The sequence below is a fragment of the Pseudoalteromonas sp. S4741 genome (assembly GCF_005886135.1).
Classification (GTDB): Bacteria; Pseudomonadota; Gammaproteobacteria; order Enterobacterales; family Alteromonadaceae; genus Pseudoalteromonas; species Pseudoalteromonas tetraodonis.
Window position 1 is genome coordinate 34,572 of sequence record NZ_PNCN01000058.1, and the last position, 17,335, is coordinate 51,906.

The window sequence follows — 17,335 nt, forward strand, 5'->3', positions numbered from 1 at the left end:
GTCACTTTACCCTTTTATTGATAGACCCACTTTACGAGTAAGCTCAGCTGTTCTATTGGCGTATCCCCACTCGTTGTCATACCATGTATACAGTTTAACCTGAGTGGTGTTGACGACCATTGTTGATAGCGCATCGATAATGCTTGAACGCGGGTCAGTTTTATAATCAATTGACACTAGCGGCTTTTCTTCATAGCCCAAAATACCTTTTAACTCGCCTTCAGCCGCTTCTTTCAGCCAAGCGTTAATTTCAGCTTCAGTTGTTGGACGTTCCACTTCAAATACACAATCAGTTATTGATGCATTTGCCAGTGGTACGCGAACGGCATGACCATTTAGCTTGCCTTTTAGTTCAGGGAAAATATGGGTAATAGCCGTTGCTGAGCCTGTAGTGGTTGGAATAAGGCTCATGCCACAGGCACGCGCTCTACGTAAATCTTTATGCGGTGCATCTAAAATCGTTTGAGTATTAGTTATATCGTGGATGGTTGTCATTGAACCATGTTTGATACCGATTTTATCCTGTAATACTTTTATCACTGGTGCTAAGCAATTTGTGGTGCAAGACGCAGCTGTTACAATGGCATGTTGTTCAGCATTATAAAGGTGGTCGTTAACCCCCATCACCACATTGAGTACGCCTTCTTCTTTCACTGGTGCAGTGACCACTACTTTGTTAACACCCTGATCTAAGTAGGCTTGCAGCAGATCGATTTTTTTCATTTTACCTGATGCTTCAATGACGACATCACATTCAGACCAATCCGTATCATTAATTACTTTATTTTGAGTGACCCGAATAGCTTGACCGTTGATTATCACATTGTTGTCATCATTAGATACATCATGTGACCAAGTGCCATGCACTGAATCGTATTTTAATAGGTGTGCCAGTGTTTCTGCGTTGCCAGCAGGATCGTTGATTTGCACAAACTCAATGTTTTGCCAACCAAAGGCTGCTCTAAGCGTTAATCGGCCCATGCGGCCAAAACCGTTAATACCAATTTTAATTGTCATGGTTAAACTCCTACTTTTTGATATTCATTAAAAAATGAAAGTTGCACAGGGTTAGAAAGCGCCTTAGGGCGTACTTTCTGTACTTGATTAATAATACTTGTCTTGTTGTAACCTAGCTCATACATCAGTATGCCAATCACTAAGCCCGTGCGACCTGAACCGCCTTTACAGTGCACAGCTATCGTGCCCTGATTACGCAAAATAACTAACACATCATCAAGGTGAGATCTGAACGCCGTTGCAAAGTCATCACTAGGCGCATCATCATCTAAAATAGGTAACTGAAACCATTTTATGCCTTGTTCGTTACAAACTTGAGGAAGTGTTTCGGCCTCGTTTTTCTTTATTTCTATATCATACATTAAAGTGACAATCGCTTGCGCTCCTGCACCTTTCAATTGCTTTACTGATGTCGTTAAGTCTACGTCTTTCGTTCCTGGGCATGGCGTGAAAATAAAGCTAGCGCCGTTATCAAGTGTCAGTTTGTCAAATGGGTGAGTTTGCATAAAGATCCTCTAATTATTAGTTAAACCAATGTTTTGTTCTGTTAACTATGGCAACAAGAGATAGCATCACAGGCACCTCTACAAGTACACCAACGACTGTAGCCAGTGCTGCACCGGAATGGAGGCCAAAAAGAGAAATAGCTACAGCTACAGCTAACTCAAAGAAATTTGATGTACCAATTAAGCACGATGGAGCTGCAATGTTATGTTTAAGCTTGATTTTTAGCGCAATAAAATAGGCAATGATGAAAATGCCATAAGTTTGAATAACCAGCGGAATCGCGATTAGCAAAATATTGAGTGGTTGCTCTAAAATAGTGTTAGCTTGAAAGCCGAACAACAGCATAACTGTGGCTAGTAAACCAATGACAGAAAATGGTTTTAACTTTTCTAACAAGGTTGTGATAGTTGTTTCATCACGACCTGAGGCATTTAGGTGCTTTCTGGTCAATATCCCTGCAATTAAAGGCAGTAATACGTACAACACAACAGAGGTAAACAAAGTTCCCCACGGCACATGAATATCCGATACCCCCAGCAGTAATCCTGCAAGTGGGGCGAAAGCAAAAATCATGATAATGTCGTTAACCGATACCTGAACCAAGGTGTAGTTTGCGTCACCTTTAGTAAGTTGGGACCAGACAAATACCATTGCTGTACATGGCGCTACGCCAAGTAAAATCATTCCTGCGATGTATTCTTGCGCGGTTTCTGGCGAAACAAAATCGGCAAACAATCCTTCGAAGAAAAGCCAACCCAATGCAGCCATAGAAAATGGTTTGATAAGCCAGTTAATCACTAAAGTTAACACCAGTCCTTGTGGATTTTTACCCACCTCTTTAATTGTTGAGAAATCTATTTGTACCATCATTGGGTAGATCATTACCCAAATGAAGATTGCAACGACGATATTAACATGCGCCACTTCGAGCTCTGCGATTGCTTCAAAAAACGGCGGGGAAATAACCCCCAATGAGACACCTGCAGCAATTGATATAGCGACCCAAACAGATAAATAGCGTTCAAAAATTCCCATAACAATACTCCCTAGTTACAGCAGCTTGCTACACGCGTGGGACGATCACCCATCGCATTTAATCTGGCTAGCTCTTGTTCAATGAAAATGGGATCATTCACTACCGTTGATGTAATAGTTTGCTTCATCCACTCTGGTAGTGTTGGATTTATCGAATAAAAAACCCATTGCTGGTGTTTTCTATCGGATAAAATGCCCGTTTTTCTGAGTTGTGCTAAGTGACGAGAAACTTTAGGTTGGCTCTCTTCACTCAGAGCAGTCATTAGCTCACAAACACATGCTTCACCCTCAACAGCAATAATTAATAGACTTTTCAAACGAATATCATCAGCTAGCGCTTTGTAAAAAGTAGTTGGTGTGATTGGCGCTAGTTTTTGCTTTTCTTTTGTTAGCAAAAACACTTTGAGCCGTTCATTTAGCTCTTGTAGTGTTTTTTCAAACGGATTGGCTTCTTTGCGGGAGCGAGGCTCAGGAAAATCCCATGCAAGGCAATTAGTGCCATTAACTCGGCTATCGCACTCTTTTGCCGCTTTATCACACAGGGTAATAACAAAATCAAAATGGATATTGCTAACTTCATCAAGGTGTTTTGAGCGTAAACCATCGGTACGCAACCCAAAGTGTTCAATAGCTGACAGCGTTCGGCTGTCCACATTATTTGGCTCAGTACCAGCACTGTAAACCTCGTACTCACCTTGACCATGATGTTTTAACAACGCCTCGGCCATGATAGATCTAGCCGAGTTTTCAGTGCATAAAAATAGAACTTTCATAACTACTCCATAACAAATTAGTTATATAATAAATTAATTATACAGTAAGTGCGATAGTAATCATTAAAAAAGAAATTAATAGGAATATTGTTTGAACGATACTGTCAGTCTGTGCTCAATCATTTTTTCATTAAAGTTTAATGAAAGCCTTCTTTGAGTAAGTTTTTCATTATTAAATTGATGCTTAGAAACTCTGTTGGGTGGCGCCTTCGGCTTAACCAACCTCCCTTTTGACGTAGGTCAGATAAGTAGCGAAGCCATGCGATCCATAATCACCTTGGCAATGAGAGTTCGCGAAAAATACTAGAATACGAAACACCTGCGCAGCGATTTAAGCTGTGTGTTGCATAGAATGGTTTAACTCACAGCGCTAAGCGGAACTTCAATCAAAACATAACTTGCTTGGCGTCTTGCAAACAATGGGAAGGTTAGTAGCAGGGATTGATAGTTTATACGACGATCGTGTCGTACCACTTAAGCAAATTAAACATGTGTCTGATGATTACGCTGTAAATATTGTTGACTTACTTCACAAGTATCGTGCTGAGTCTATTACCAAATCAGCGCTTTTAGCGAATATTAATGATGCTAGAAATACGGCTGATAATGAATGGAAAGCCTACCTGAGCACACAGCTAACAGCTGAAGAAAAGCGCTTAGTAGATAATGTTGAAAGTAAACTACAGCCTGTGCTTACGCACTTGAAAAATTTAATTGTAAGTATTAATAGTGGTGAGTTTTTATTAATCCCACAAAAGCAATTTGTTTATGAGCTTTACCAATTATTTGATCCGCTGAGTGCCAGCTACCAAGCTTTAATTGATTTACAACTTAAAGAAGCAAGTGATTTTAAAGTTAAAGCTGATGAGAATTATCAATTTATAAAATTGATAATGAGTGTGATAATCGCGATATTGATTTTACTGTTACTGATTGTTGCTTACTTTATTTATTCTTCGATACAAAACCCATTAATGTCATTACGCGATACCATAACGCACATTGCGACCAATGCTGATTTAACAGCTAGTGCTGAGGTTCAAGGTAAGAATGAGATTGCAGATACCGCATCTAACTTTAATGATATGCTACTTCGGATCCAAGGTTTAGTAAAAGATATGGCAGGCGCAACACTGACACTTGCCTCTGCAGCTGAAGAAATGAACTCTATTAGTATTCAGGTTGCCAGTTCAGCAACGCAGCAAGAGCTGGCGATTCTGGTCGTGGTTTTGCCGTTGTAGCCGATGAAGTAAGGCAACTTGCCCACAATAATCTAAAGGCAACCGCTAGCATTAATGAAATGATCACTAAACTACAAGGCATGGCTCAGCAAGCTGTTAATGCCATGGGTAACGCTGAAAGCAGCGCTAAAGAGAGTGTTGACCATGCTAATTATTCTTCGCAGGTGCTCAGCGAAATTAACCGTGAAGTTACTGAAATTGCAGATATGAATACTCAAATATCAACCGCAACACAGGAGCAAAAAATGGTCGCAAATGAACTAAGCAGTAATATTAATGAGTTTAGTGCGAGTATCACGTCGGTTAGCGAAAACTCACAGCAAAATGCACAGGCATCGCAGGAACTCGCACAGCTTGCGGCAATGCTACAAGGGCAAGTTAATGTCTTTAAAGTTTAGGTACTTTCATTTTGCCGCATATTGCAGCTGATACCTAAATGAAAACATCATTTGCCATCATTCAATCATTTACAATGAGTAAATGATGGCATGCTTGTTACTTTAAGCACTAGTTTGATTTGACAATATATTGATCCAATCACTGGGGTTTGAGAGTATAAACTGATACGAGCTGCCATCTTGCGTGAAAACCTCTATCGCATCAGCTGTTATTGGAACAAGGCCTGCGCCTTTGCCTTTACATTCAACCACTTTTAAAATTGTATCACGGGCAATTGTATATGGTTCTAACCCTAATTTTTCATTAAAAGGTTCAAAATTTAAGTCGGTTTGCGTAATCCAAAACTTTCCGTCCGCTTTCATAACTCCATTTTGAATGGTTGCCATTGTTGATTTAACGACCGTTGATTGCATATTTAAATTCCTTTACACGTTCATATAATTTCAAATTGTTCAACTTCCTTCTGTTTATTATTACAGCTAACTTGATAGCCAAAAGCAAGTTTATTTGTGCACTAACGCCATAAAGCCACCTTTTAAATTTAAAAGTTACCCGCATATATTTACCTGCTTTAAATTTTGTGGAATAATCGCTTCCCTCTTAGGGGAGTAGCCCGCTCAGTAATGAGTAAACTTATCAACATAATTGCATCTCATATGCATGGTAAGTTTGTAATGTTGTAGCAAGCGTTATCGGCGAGACCTAGGTAGACACTATCCTCATGGCGGGAGATAGCTGTTTGCCTTGGTTTAGTATTCCCGCCTGAAGATTATATTAATGGATATTTTTTTAACCTCTACCGTCACTGTTGCCCTTGCTGAAATAGGCGATAAAACCCAGCTTTTATCTTTACTATTAGCTGCTCGCTTTCATAATAAAATTGCACTTATTTTAGGCATTCTCGCTGCTACTATTATTAATCATGGTTTATCTGCATGGTTTGGTGATTGGCTAAGCGGGAACTTTGCCGTCGAATACTTACCTTGGATAGTCAATATAAGCTTTATTGTGGTAGGGCTGTGGCTACTTATTCCAGATAAAGATGAAGAAGTGAGCCATAAATACGACCGCTATGGTGCATTTTTAGTGGCCTTAATCTTATTTTTTATTGCTGAAATTGGGGACAAAACACAAATTGCAACCGTGTTGCTCGGTGCACAATATCAATCAGTACTTTGGGTTACGGTGGGTACTACAGTAGGCATGTTAATTGCCAATGTCCCTGTTATTTATGCCGGTAAGGCGTTACTAAAAAGAATTCCATTAAATACCGTAAGAGCGATAGCAGCCAGTGTTTTTGTACTGTTGGGTATTTATGGTTTAGTGGCTATATAATGATTAAATAACGTTTAAATCACTCTTTAATCGTTAAACAATAAAAAGCGCTTACCTACTTTTATACAAGTTAGTTGTAAGCGCTTTTTATGTAAGGGTATATGATTTAGGCGTTATTTACACAATAGCAGCCTTTTGTATCCGCTATTAATAATGATGAGTTAAATCCGGCCTGTAAATTACTAATAACGGTTTCCACAAAGCCACTACCTTGAGAGCATGCCAGCCCTTCAGATAAAGGCCCTGCATAAACAAACTCACCATTTTTATCAATTAAAACGGCGGCAGGTGTGGCAGGGATCACTGACTTTAACTCATTATTTAATACAAAATTTTGCACTTCAACGCCTTGGTTTGTAGCAAAGCGTTGCAGGGCTGATAAATGAGGCTGTGCTTGAATTGTACAGCCGCAATTTTCTTGCGTAATAATCACAAGTTGAGCACTGTCTTTGTTTTGCCACAGTACTTGGTTTTTAAATTGCGAAAACCAGTTTTGTTGTTTAAGCATATTACCCTCATCAAAGGGCTTTAGCTGCCCTAGCTGAAAGTAAACAAGTGCCGACACAACAAAAGCAAGCCATATACAAATTAAGCTAATGGTGAAATAACGAGACTTACTTAAATTTTGCAATACTTTGCTCTAATACATCAATACTTACGTCTATCAGCTGTACTTTAGCCGTTAACTGCTCAACTATTTTAGTCTCTTGATACTGATTTTGGCGCATTTGATCTGTACTCATTGCTATTTGCTCTGTATTTCCAGCCTGCTCGGCAACCACTTGAGCGACTGAGTTAGTACTGGCAGATACCGCTTGAATTTGATCACTCATTGACGAAATTTTTTCTTTCATCGTTGCGCTTATTTTTGTTAAATCAACCACAAATTCTACACATTGATTCATAGATTGAGTTGACGTGCGACTATTATTTACCAGATCAGTAAGCGTAGACGCTATTTTGGTTGTTGTTGCTTGGCTGCTATTTGCAAGCGAGCGTACTTCATCGGCAACAACAGCAAACCCTCTGCCATGCTCCCCCGCTCGTGCGGCCTCTATTGCAGCATTAAGGGCTAATAAATTAGTTTGGTCGGCTATGCCTGAAATCTCATTGAGTAAGCTAGTAATAACATCGCCAGCGGCCACTAAATGGCTTAACTGCTCTTCAGTATTTGTTAACAAGGTGAGTAGCTCGGTGCTTTTTCTGTCGGTTTGTGATACTTCTTCCAGCGCAACATTGGCTGATTCAGTAATACTATTAACTTGTTGTTTTAAAGTATCGCTTTCTTGTTCAACTAACTTAAAACCATGCGCAACTTGTGAGCCTGAATTAGCAATATCATCTGTTTGCGCGTTTCGTTGCTGCGCGCTATTGGCTAACTCATCATGAACATGAATAAGTTCTTTAGAGTTATTTTTTAAAGAGTCAGACTGTACTTGAACTTGCTTAATCACATCTGATAAGTACCCAAGTAAAGTATTAAAACCAACTACCGCTTTGCTTGTTGTGTCATCTGCTCGCATAGAAAGCTTAACTTGATTTGGATCTTGCATTATTTGCTCTGTGGCATAGCTTAACGATAAACCCGCACGGCGTTCAAGCTGCAGTGTTTTAGCAATAAAACCGGCCACAAGCGCTTCCACAATGGCATACGCTGCGTGAATAAGCACAGTTGAAAAAGCGAGTCGGTCTGGATCAAATACGTAAAAACCAGTATTTTGTGTTTGCAGGTAGTAAAAAGATAAATGGTGTATAGCTACAAACACAATAGCGGTAATAAACACTCGCCACTGTATGAACATTATTAGCATGGCTAAGAAAATGAATATTTCGAAATGCACTTCAATAAGGCCATAGGCTTGTTGAATATGTAAAAATGAAAACATCATAATTGCAGCCGCAACAACATGCGGGGTCATTTTGCTATCAGGTTGGGTTTTTAAAAGCCAAATGGGGAGCAAACATAACGGTAAGCCGACAAGAAATGCTTCTGTCAGGGTGCCAAAATAAAGACCAATACCTATAGACTCAATAAACAAAAGACTAAAAATAATTGTAAATAACCGACTTACACTAGACATAAAAACCTTAAATTAATTGTGTACAAATCATTTGATTTAAAACCGTTTTTAATGCGCTACTTAACAATTGGTAGTATTTGTTTAAAGGTAGACGTCCCTGCTTTTGTTGTCCATTGAAATATGATGGTCTCTACGCAAGACACTATAGCACCGGCTTGACGAAGCTGTTCTAGTGCAATAGCTTTGTGCTCTGTGTTTCTTGATGCTACTGCATCAGCTGCCACAGTGACCGCATAACCCTGCTGCAATAAATCTAAGCATGTTTGTAACACACAAACGTGCGCTTCAGTGCCAATAACAACTATGTGCGGACGCTTTAACTGCGCAAGAGTATCTAAAAACCCCTCTTGCACACAGGCACTAAAGTTAATTTTTTCAAAATAGTGTGCATTAGGTAACGCAGATTTTATTTTCTCATCACTTTCACCTAGTCCTTTTTTATAATGTTCTGTAATTATTGAAGGAATTTGATGAATAGCACTTGCTTTTGCTAACTGCAGAGCACAATCTAGCGTGTCGTTAAACGAAGCAATCGCTGGTGCTAACTTACTTTGTAAGTCGATAACTAAAAGTAAACTGTGCTCTGCTTTAATATTTCCTGCGTAATTCATACTATGTCCTTACGTTATAATCAAATTAACCTTGTAACACACCAACAAAAACATAACAAACAGTTTACACTTAATGCTTTTTTGTAATGTTTGAATTAAACTCAAGTTATATTACGCCAATATTTAATACCAACCTTGTTCGTTGTAAGGGTAAGTGCTTTTGAGTAAGTTTTTCTTTATTGTTTATATGTTTTTATTTGTTTGCTCGCAGCATAGCTTTGCTTCACAAACTTATTCAGAACAATTACAACGTATCACTAACAACGAACAATTGTCGCAAAGCTTTATAGTGAAATCACTCCAAGATGACATCGGCTATGTATGGATTGCTACAACTGAAGGTTTATACCGATTCGACGGATACCAAGTCACGCCTTACGAGAGCGAATTGGGTTTAAAAAATAACTACATTAATAGTATTTATAAAGCAATTGACGGCCAAATTCTGGTTAATACTCAACTTGCAGGAAGTTATTTGATTAACCCTAATACCTTGCAAGCAGAGCTAATATATTCAGGGCACTTAAACCAAAATCAAGAAAAGTTCTTTCCTGTTGAGGCTGTTGCTGAACAACCGGCGCATTTTTATTTTTCTATTGATTCGCACATCTACCGATATGGTAAAACATCAAAAGATCTAACACTCATCTCATCTTTGCCCGATGAAAATATGTTTATTAGAGCATTATCATTATACCAAAACACATTGTATATTGGTGCCGATCAGGGGCTATATGTTTATAACTTTGCCAATAACGACCTACAACAAATAACACTTAACGACATTCAAGAAGTTACAAACGATAGCAACAATGTTAAATTTTTATCCATAGATGATGAGCTCGGTTTGCTAATTGGTACGGTTGAAGGAATGTATCGGATTGCTTTTGATGAAATTAAAAATATAAACCCTTCAGCATTAACAACTTTGATAAGTGACTATAATATTTGGGATTATATAAACACACCGTATGGTGAGTTTATTGCCACAGAAAGTGGGTTATTTGAATTCGATAGAAAAAACACAAGCATTAGCCCTATTTTAAACTTCAAAGATAGTAACTACAACGTAACAGAGAACACGATAAACGATATTATGTTTGATGAATCAGGCTTACTTTGGTTAGGCTCTAGAACACATGGAATATTTACTTGGGCAGCACAAACAAAAAAGTTTAAAAAAATAACCTTACCTGAAAATAATATTGTAAACACTATTTACCAAGATAATAGTAAATTACTGTGGATAGGCACTGACGATGGGCTTGTTCAGTATAACTTAGAAACCCAAAAGAGTGACTTATATCTACAATCTAAAGATAGCAAAGCGGTTTATGGCCTATCGGCTATAGGTGATATTTTCCCTGCATATGGCAAAGGCGATAACTACCTATGGCTAGCAACTTTTTCCGGGCTCGATCTCTTTAATAAAGAAACAACAACATTTGAAAAAAACAAATACATTACTCAGTACAAGTTAAATACCAACTATACGTTCGGCATTGCACAAGTTGCACCCGATACTTTTGCTTATATAAACAATGATAACTTTTATATATTTAATGGTAACACAGGCGAAAACCGAGTTATTAATGGACTAAAAGATCAGGTATTGCCCATACTTGCATATACGTTTCATACCCCCTCTGAGGCTTTCCCTGGCGAATTACTGTTAAGTACCTCTGACACGCTTTATCGATACAACGAAGAAACAGCGACTTTAATTACTATTTTTAAATCTAAAACAGCAAAAAACAATCTTTACAATACAGTAGAGAATTATTATTACGATGCTCAGCGAGAGCTGCTGTGGTTAGCCACCACCCAAGAAGGCTTAATTGCAGTAAACGCTAAAACATATCAGCAAGTGCATGTATTTGATAAACACAACTCATTAAATACTAACTCTATTTTTAAACTTATTGCAGATAATAAAGACTTTTTATGGATAAGTACTGATAACGGTCTTTATCAACTTAATTTAGATACGCTTAACATCACCACGTACACAATAAAAGATGGCTTAAGTAACAATCAATTTACAGCACTAGCAGCATTAAGGTTACACAACAACGAGTTAGCGTTTGGTAACCGTAGCGGCGTGCTAATGTTTGACCCAGAACAGTTTGATAATGAACAGCGAAAAATCAATAATAACTTAGCAATTACTAATATTAGTTTGTTTTCACAAGCCCTTAATTACTCCCCTTCAAAATACAGCACTGATCCATTAATGCTTAAGCACGACGATATGGGCTTAACGGTTCGGTTTTCAAATTTTGACTATAAAAATATTAATAAAACCTACTACAAAGTTGAGCTTACAGGCCCTTCATCTTTGAGCTACAACGATTTAAAATCTAACCAGGTGTTTTTTACTAAATTACAACCTGGTGATTATATTTTGTCTGTGTCTACTCAACAGCGAAATGGAGTGATCACAAGTGACCCCATTCAGTTAAAATTTAGTGTAGCTTACGCCCCTTGGCAGTCTCCTATTGCATATACTTTATATTTTATTGCTATTGTTGTTATTTTGTTTTTATTTTTCTGGCAATACCGAAGCCGTAAAATTGCAATTGAACAAGCTCACCGCGCCGCTGTGCACTCTAAAACACAAACTGAGCTGGCACTAAAAAGTAATAAAAGCGGTGTATGGAACTATAGCTTTGCAGATAACTCCGTAAATACAGATAGATGCGCAGAGCTTGGCTACGAGAACTTACCTGAACGCATCGATATAAGTAGTTTTTTTAATATTATGCATCCTGATGAGCGTCGCAGGCTACAAAGTAAATGGAATACTTTTACAAACCAAACAAAGCAAAAACACTGGCAAGCTACTTATCGTTTACGGCACAAGGATGGGCACTGGTTATGGTTTCATGATTTGGGGCAAACTATTCATAATGAAGACACTAAAGAGCCTCTTTATGTGTCGGGTATTTTTACTAATATTACCGAGCAGCTGGCAAACGAACAACAAGCCAAAATATTAGGCGAAGCATTTAGTCAAATAAATGACTTTTTACTAATTTTAGATGAAGACCTTGTGCCATTTTCAGCCAATAACAGCTTTATGGATGTGTTTTCTGATGAAGGCAGAGAGGGGATTATTACCTCAAAATTATTTATTAATGCCATTGGTCAAGCTAAGTGTAGAGAGTTTGCAACAATTTTAAAAGCACTTAAACCAAAAGAAAACTGGCAAACAAATGCTTATGTAAAGACCACAAAAGCTGAAAAACACCCTATTCATTTAAGTGCCACAGCCGTTGCTAATAAAAAAGATAAAGTCAGTTATTATGTTATTGTTATTACCGATTTAACAGAGCAGAAACGCGCTGAAAATGAGTTACGCTACCTTGCTAATTACGATGCGTTAACGGGCTTACCTAATCGTAGTTTAATGAATCAAAAAATCGAAAATGCCATTACAAGCGCCGCTAAAGACGATTCGCAATGCGCTGTTATATTTATAGATTTAGATAAATTTAAACCCGTCAATGACTCTTTTGGCCATGCAGTGGGTGACAAACTATTGTGCAATATTACCGAGCGAGTGAGCCAATACTTAGGTGATGACGCTACACTTGGCCGCCAAAGTGGTGATGAATTTTTAGTGTTAGTTGAAAACGTTACCTCAATGGCCTCTTTACAACACACCCTCAACGAAATGAGCAAAGAGCTGGCTAACAAGGTTATTATTGAAGACTTCGCTATTAATATATCAGCCAGTATTGGTATTGCATTGTACCCATACGATGCAACATCGACCGATGCCCTCATACGTAACGCAGATATTGCCATGATGCATGCTAAACAAGCAGGCAGAAATGGATTTCAATTTTTTAATGAAAAAATGAATGAGCAAATTAAACAAAAGCTTATTCTTGAAAACGACTTAAAAGATGCTGCTAGGGATAATCTGTTTTTTAATCACTATCAACCTATTGTTAATACACTAGATAAAACAATAAGTGGGGTTGAATTACTCATGCGCTGGGAAAACCAAGGCAAACCGGTTTCTCCCGCTTTATTTATCCCTATTGCTGAAGAGACTGGCATAATTGATATGTTAACTGAGCAAGCTTTACAGCGTGCAATTACTGAGCTTGCTCCACTTTTGAACATTAACCCGTTGTTTTACATATCGTTAAATTTGTCTCCAAAACATATTTTAAAGGCCAACATAACGCAGCAGCTCAGCTCCATACTAGAAAAAGCACAGATAAAACCACAACAACTTCGTTTAGAAATTACAGAAAACACGCTATTAGAAGATAAATACAAAGCGGCTAAGCAACTAAAAAGCTTACAGGCTGCTGGGTTCAAACTGTTTCTTGATGATTTTGGCACTGGCTATTCATCGTTAACTTATTTGAGTCAATTTCCAATTAATGTGATAAAAATAGATCAAAGCTTTGTTAATAGTATTGGTATTGATAAAGGGGATGAATCTATTATTAAAACGATTTACTCACTCGCTGAAAACTTAGAGTTATATTGTATTGCAGAAGGGGTAGAGACGCGGGAGCAGCTAGAGTTTTTAAAAAATATAGGTTGTCATAAGCTACAGGGATACTACTTCGCTCGTCCTATGAGTGCTAACGATTTAATGAGCCCGGAGTGCTTCGAAAAAATTATTGATTTGATATGAAACTAAAAGCGACTTAGTTAAGTCGCTTTTAGGTTTAACGCATTAGTGTATGTGCTTGCATTCGTAGCTTTCTATTTGTAATACGCTGTTGCGCACATTAAATTTATCTGCAAGCAGTTTAATTACCTTTAAGCGGCACTCTTCATCATGCTTTTCTATAGTGCAATGTTGCTTTAACACCACATGAGCCCCCACTATCACCTTTTTATTTTTACGAACAACAGTCACATTGTGCACATTTTCAACATGTTCCATGGTGGCTATTTCTGTTTCAATATCGGCCACTTTAGGTAACTTAGCTTTATTTGAACGCAGCCCTTTGATACAGCTAACAATGACCTTAATACCGGTAAACAAGACAAAAGACGCAATTAACATGCTCGATAAAATATCAATTACATTCCAGCCTGTTAAGTATATAAGTACACCAGCAGCAAAAGTAGAAACCGTTGATATTAAATCAAAAAACGAGTGTAAAAACACGGCATACACATTAATGCTCGCCTTACGGCCTTTATAAAGCACCCATGCCGCTGCGCCATGAAATAAAAAACCAATAGCAGCAATTACCGACATTAAGTAACTATTAATAACCAGCTCATGTCCCCCTTTATGATGCATAAAGCGCTCAGTGCCCTCATATAAAATAAGTGAACTAATGGCTAGGTATAAAACGCCGTTGATCAACCCCCCTATTAGCTCAGCTTTTTGATGGCCATCGTTATAGGTTTTAGCTAAATGAATAGCAAAGCTAGACGCAATGAGAGCAATGAACAAAGAGCTATTATGAACAAACAAATGCCCTGCATCAGCAAGTACTGCAAGTGAGTTTGCGTAATACGCACCCACTAATTGAATCACCATAAATGAGCAGGTAATTGCAAGTGCAATTAACAAACGGCGACGAGAAGCGTGATGTGTGGTTATTTCTGTCATGAAATATAATAGACCTTCACTAAAAATAAAGTAAGCTTATGAAATAAAGCAAATTGGGAAATACGTAATGATATACAGTCACAATTGTAATACGTAGGCCAAATAAACGCACTAAAAACTTAGTAAAATACAAAAAACTGTACTAAAAGTAACTAAGCGGATACAAAAATAATAATTAATTCATAAATATGGGTAGTTTTCATATTTTAATGCGGAGAAACCAGTGAGCCATGACTCAAACAATACAATTTGGCAGATTTTTAATCTAATTAATTTAGCGGTGATTGTTTATGACAATAAAACACATAATTACATCTTAAACCAACATGCCAAAACGTTACTTAACATAAATAGTGACGACGCGCTTAGCAGCGATGTTTTTAACAATATTACGCTTCGCGACTTTAATGATGATACGGTGATAACCATTGAGCAATTATTTTCATCAAATATCACAGCTGTTTTATTAGAGTGTGAATTTTCGCCGCAGCTTTTAAATGTTAACCACTCAATAGTTAATGACTCTGTGTCTATGATCACTTTAGAGCAAGATCGTACACTTACAGAACAATATAACTTTGATCAAATTATCTCTAAAATTTCTACCAAACTCATTGATATACAAAATGACAATATAGACCAGCAAATTAACTTTGCCCTTAAAGCCATTGGCACTGTTTTGAAGGCAGACCGCAGTTATTTATTTGAATTCAACACCGACAACGAAACTATCACCAATACTCACGAATGGGTCAATACGGGCATTATCGCTTGCAAAGACAGACTACAAAATGTACCCAAAGTTGAGCTACCCTACTTTTTTGAAATAATGAATGAGAGCCATCTATTTCAAGTCAATGATATTGAACAACTACCAACAAAAGCCGACGCTGAAAAAGCTGAATTTAAAGAGCAAAATATTCAATCTGTTTTGTGCATAGGCCTACGTTTTGATGAAGAGCTAGTAGGCTTTATTGGTTGTGATTGTGTTAAAACAAAACGTTATTGGAGCAAAGTAGATTTAATTAGAATAAAGCTCGTAGGCGAAATCATTAATAATGCACTTAAAAATATTAACTATAAAAAAAAGCTACAGTTAACCCAACAGCAATTAATTAACGCCAATATAAAGCTCAATAAATTAGCGAATACCGATGCGCTAACTAATATTGCTAATCGTCGTTTTTTTGATACTTCCCTAAAGAGCGAAATTAAACGCTCTGCAAGACAACACCAACCAATTAGTTTAATTATGTGTGATATCGACTTTTTTAAGCGCTATAACGACAATTATGGCCACCACAAAGGCGATGAAACGTTAAAACACGTTGCTCGTGCTTTAAAAAGTTTATGTAAGCGTGAGGGTGACATAGCAGCTCGCTATGGCGGTGAAGAATTCGCAATCATTTTACCTGCTACAAATATAGAGCAATGCCATAAATTTGCTTTGTTAATTGAGCAAAAAATAAAAGCACTTAATATTACGCATGAGTTCTCTCCTATTGCCCCTTACATAACACTTAGCTTTGGTTGCTTTTGTAGTTATCCAAATGCAGATACACACACAGAAAGCTTAATAAAAAGCGCTGACATCGCTTTATATAAAGCAAAGAAAGCTGGCAGAAATCAAATATGTATTTTTGAATAATCTATCTATAAAACCTACCTGCTGTTTTTATAGTACAAATTAAAAACTAATGATAATCTGTAGCTTGTTGAAATTATAAGCATCGTGCAGTTTTTGAACTGAACGTAATTAACAAGGAAAAACCCTATGGATCCCATCGCAGAAATTATAAATATTGTTTTTACTGTTGAAGCGTTTTTACTGATTTTTGTTTTAGTGCTGCTAAAGAGTAGCGTTAAATTTGTACCACAAAACCGTGCATGGCTGATTGAGCGTTTTGGTAAATACCAATCAACCAAAGAAGCGGGCTTAAATTTTATTGTTCCCTTTATTGATCGCATTGCTGCCGACCGTAGCTTAAAAGAGCAAGCCCAAGATGTCCCCTCACAGTCAGCTATTACCAAAGACAATATTTCGTTATCTGTTGATGGTGTACTGTACTTTCGTGTGCTTGACCCATACAAAGCCACTTATGGGGTTGACGATTACGTATTTGCAGTAACGCAGCTAGCACAAACCACCATGCGTTCTGAACTGGGTAAAATGGAGCTTGATAAAACCTTTGAAGAACGTGATGTCCTCAATACTAATATCGTAACCTCTATCAACCAAGCAGCTGAGCCCTGGGGTATCCAGGTTTTACGTTACGAAATAAAAGACATTGTACCACCACAATCCGTGATGGAAGCGATGGAAGCGCAAATGAAAGCCGAACGTGTTAAACGTGCGCAAATTTTAGAATCAGAGGGTGATCGTCAAGCAAACATCAATGTTGCCGAGGGTAAAAAACAGGCTCAAGTTTTAGGTGCTGAAGGTGAAAAAGCTGAACAAATCTTGCGCGCAGAGGGTGAAGCTAAAGCTATTATTGCTGTTGCAGAGGCGCAAGCTGATGCGCTGCGTAAAGTAGGTGAAGCTGCAGATACTGAGCAAGGCCAAAAAGCGATTCAACTCGATTTAGCAACCAAAGCCATTGCCGCTAAAGAAGCTATTGCGAAAGAATCGTCTGTTGTTTTATTACCCGATAGCGCCACTGATGCAAGCTCATTAGTTGCACAAGGCATGTCAATTATTAACTCACTAAATCAAAAGCAAAAACCTTAATCTGTTGAGGAT

14 protein-coding genes and 1 pseudogene are annotated in these 17,335 nt (G+C 37.8%); 6 read left to right on the forward strand and 9 right to left on the reverse strand.

The genetic code is table 11. From position 1 onward, the window contains the following. Positions 1-6: 6 nt before the first annotated feature. From CWC30_RS09505 to CWC30_RS09520, 4 genes are read right to left on the reverse strand one after another with little or no spacing between them, the layout of a single operon-like run. On the reverse strand, positions 7-1,017 hold the full coding sequence (locus tag CWC30_RS09505; RefSeq protein ID WP_138626961.1) for an ArsJ-associated glyceraldehyde-3-phosphate dehydrogenase: 1,011 nt from the start codon (positions 1,015-1,017) through the stop codon (positions 7-9). Positions 1,018-1,019: 2 nt separating this feature from the next. After that, positions 1,020-1,523, reverse strand: coding sequence for a phosphatase domain-containing protein (locus CWC30_RS09510; RefSeq protein ID WP_069440175.1), 504 nt, complete (start codon positions 1,521-1,523; stop codon positions 1,020-1,022). Positions 1,524-1,539: 16 nt separating this feature from the next. Next, the gene (gene arsB / locus CWC30_RS09515) at positions 1,540-2,559 is read right to left on the reverse strand and encodes an ACR3 family arsenite efflux transporter (RefSeq protein WP_138626962.1); all 1,020 of its coding nucleotides are present in this window, start codon (positions 2,557-2,559) and stop codon (positions 1,540-1,542) included. Between the two features lie 11 nt (positions 2,560-2,570). Next, positions 2,571-3,332: a metalloregulator ArsR/SmtB family transcription factor gene (locus CWC30_RS09520; RefSeq protein ID WP_138626963.1), complete on the reverse strand. Its 762-nt coding sequence runs from the start codon at positions 3,330-3,332 to the stop codon at positions 2,571-2,573. 419 nt (positions 3,333-3,751) lie between these two features. On the opposite strand from CWC30_RS09520, the gene CWC30_RS09525 reads away from it, so the two are divergent. Both CWC30_RS09525 and CWC30_RS18760 read left to right on the forward strand, forming a co-directional pair. Next, positions 3,752-4,573: an MCP four helix bundle domain-containing protein gene (locus tag CWC30_RS09525; RefSeq protein WP_249929845.1), complete on the forward strand. Its 822-nt coding sequence runs from the start codon at positions 3,752-3,754 to the stop codon at positions 4,571-4,573. A 14-nt stretch (positions 4,574-4,587) separates the two neighbouring features. Continuing rightward, positions 4,588-4,971 (forward strand): annotated as a pseudogene (locus tag CWC30_RS18760) (methyl-accepting chemotaxis protein); the annotation flags it as partial. Between the two features lie 102 nt (positions 4,972-5,073). On the opposite strand, the gene CWC30_RS09530 reads toward CWC30_RS18760, so the two are convergent. After that, positions 5,074-5,385 (reverse strand): hypothetical protein, encoded by a 312-nt coding sequence (locus CWC30_RS09530; protein ID WP_013463090.1) that lies wholly within the window; start codon positions 5,383-5,385, stop codon positions 5,074-5,076. A 364-nt stretch (positions 5,386-5,749) separates the two neighbouring features. Here CWC30_RS09530 and CWC30_RS09535 point away from each other — a divergent pair, with 364 nt between their 5' ends. Continuing rightward, positions 5,750-6,307, forward strand: coding sequence for a TMEM165/GDT1 family protein (locus CWC30_RS09535; protein ID WP_069440178.1), 558 nt, complete (start codon positions 5,750-5,752; stop codon positions 6,305-6,307). Between the two features lie 106 nt (positions 6,308-6,413). On the opposite strand, the gene CWC30_RS09540 is transcribed toward CWC30_RS09535, so the two are convergent. From CWC30_RS09540 to CWC30_RS09550, 3 genes are read right to left on the reverse strand one after another with little or no spacing between them, the layout of a single operon-like run. Beyond that, positions 6,414-6,938, reverse strand: coding sequence for a DUF6436 domain-containing protein (locus CWC30_RS09540; protein ID WP_013463088.1), 525 nt, complete (start codon positions 6,936-6,938; stop codon positions 6,414-6,416). After that, a complete protein-coding gene (locus tag CWC30_RS09545; RefSeq protein WP_138626964.1) occupies positions 6,922-8,388 on the reverse strand; it encodes a methyl-accepting chemotaxis protein in 1,467 nt (488 codons plus the stop codon). The genes CWC30_RS09540 and CWC30_RS09545 overlap by 17 nt, the downstream gene beginning before the upstream one ends. A gap of 56 nt (positions 8,389-8,444) precedes the next feature. Further along, the gene (locus CWC30_RS09550) at positions 8,445-8,999 is read right to left on the reverse strand and encodes an isochorismatase family protein (protein WP_036983839.1); all 555 of its coding nucleotides are present in this window, start codon (positions 8,997-8,999) and stop codon (positions 8,445-8,447) included. 160 nt (positions 9,000-9,159) lie between these two features. Here CWC30_RS09550 and CWC30_RS09555 point away from each other — a divergent pair, with 160 nt between their 5' ends. Then, on the forward strand, positions 9,160-13,659 hold the full coding sequence (locus CWC30_RS09555; protein ID WP_138626965.1) for an EAL domain-containing protein: 4,500 nt from the start codon (positions 9,160-9,162) through the stop codon (positions 13,657-13,659). Between the two features lie 42 nt (positions 13,660-13,701). Here CWC30_RS09555 and CWC30_RS09560 read toward each other — a convergent pair whose 3' ends face one another. Beyond that, positions 13,702-14,595, reverse strand: a complete 894-nt coding sequence (locus CWC30_RS09560) for a cation diffusion facilitator family transporter (RefSeq protein ID WP_036983838.1) — start codon at positions 14,593-14,595, stop codon at positions 13,702-13,704. 223 nt (positions 14,596-14,818) lie between these two features. On the opposite strand from CWC30_RS09560, the gene CWC30_RS09565 reads away from it, so the two are divergent. Both CWC30_RS09565 and CWC30_RS09570 read left to right on the forward strand, forming a co-directional pair. Next, a complete protein-coding gene (locus CWC30_RS09565) occupies positions 14,819-16,243 on the forward strand; it encodes a sensor domain-containing diguanylate cyclase (RefSeq protein WP_138626966.1) in 1,425 nt (474 codons plus the stop codon). A 126-nt stretch (positions 16,244-16,369) separates the two neighbouring features. Continuing rightward, positions 16,370-17,323 carry an SPFH domain-containing protein gene (locus CWC30_RS09570; RefSeq protein ID WP_138626967.1) on the forward strand — a complete coding sequence of 318 codons (954 nt, stop codon included), beginning with the start codon at positions 16,370-16,372 and terminating at the stop codon, positions 17,321-17,323. The last annotated feature ends 12 nt before the right edge of the window (positions 17,324-17,335 follow it).

Bases quoted from the DNA above. Each gene is read 5' to 3' on its own strand.
- CWC30_RS09505 (WP_138626961.1), bottom strand. From the start codon at position 1,017: ATGACAATTAAAATTGGTATTAACGGTTTTGGCCGCATGGGCCGATTA.
- CWC30_RS09510 (WP_069440175.1), bottom strand. From the start codon at position 1,523: ATGCAAACTCACCCATTTGACAAACTGACACTTGATAACGGCGCTAGC.
- arsB (WP_138626962.1), bottom strand. From the start codon at position 2,559: ATGGGAATTTTTGAACGCTATTTATCTGTTTGGGTCGCTATATCAATT.
- CWC30_RS09520 (WP_138626963.1), bottom strand. From the start codon at position 3,332: ATGAAAGTTCTATTTTTATGCACTGAAAACTCGGCTAGATCTATCATG.
- CWC30_RS09525 (WP_249929845.1), top strand. From the start codon at position 3,752: ATGGGAAGGTTAGTAGCAGGGATTGATAGTTTATACGACGATCGTGTC.
- CWC30_RS09530 (WP_013463090.1), bottom strand. From the start codon at position 5,385: ATGCAATCAACGGTCGTTAAATCAACAATGGCAACCATTCAAAATGGA.
- CWC30_RS09535 (WP_069440178.1), top strand. From the start codon at position 5,750: ATGGATATTTTTTTAACCTCTACCGTCACTGTTGCCCTTGCTGAAATA.
- CWC30_RS09545 (WP_138626964.1), bottom strand. From the start codon at position 8,388: ATGTCTAGTGTAAGTCGGTTATTTACAATTATTTTTAGTCTTTTGTTT.
- CWC30_RS09550 (WP_036983839.1), bottom strand. From the start codon at position 8,999: ATGAATTACGCAGGAAATATTAAAGCAGAGCACAGTTTACTTTTAGTT.
- CWC30_RS09560 (WP_036983838.1), bottom strand. From the start codon at position 14,595: ATGACAGAAATAACCACACATCACGCTTCTCGTCGCCGTTTGTTAATT.
- CWC30_RS09570 (WP_138626967.1), top strand. From the start codon at position 16,370: ATGGATCCCATCGCAGAAATTATAAATATTGTTTTTACTGTTGAAGCG.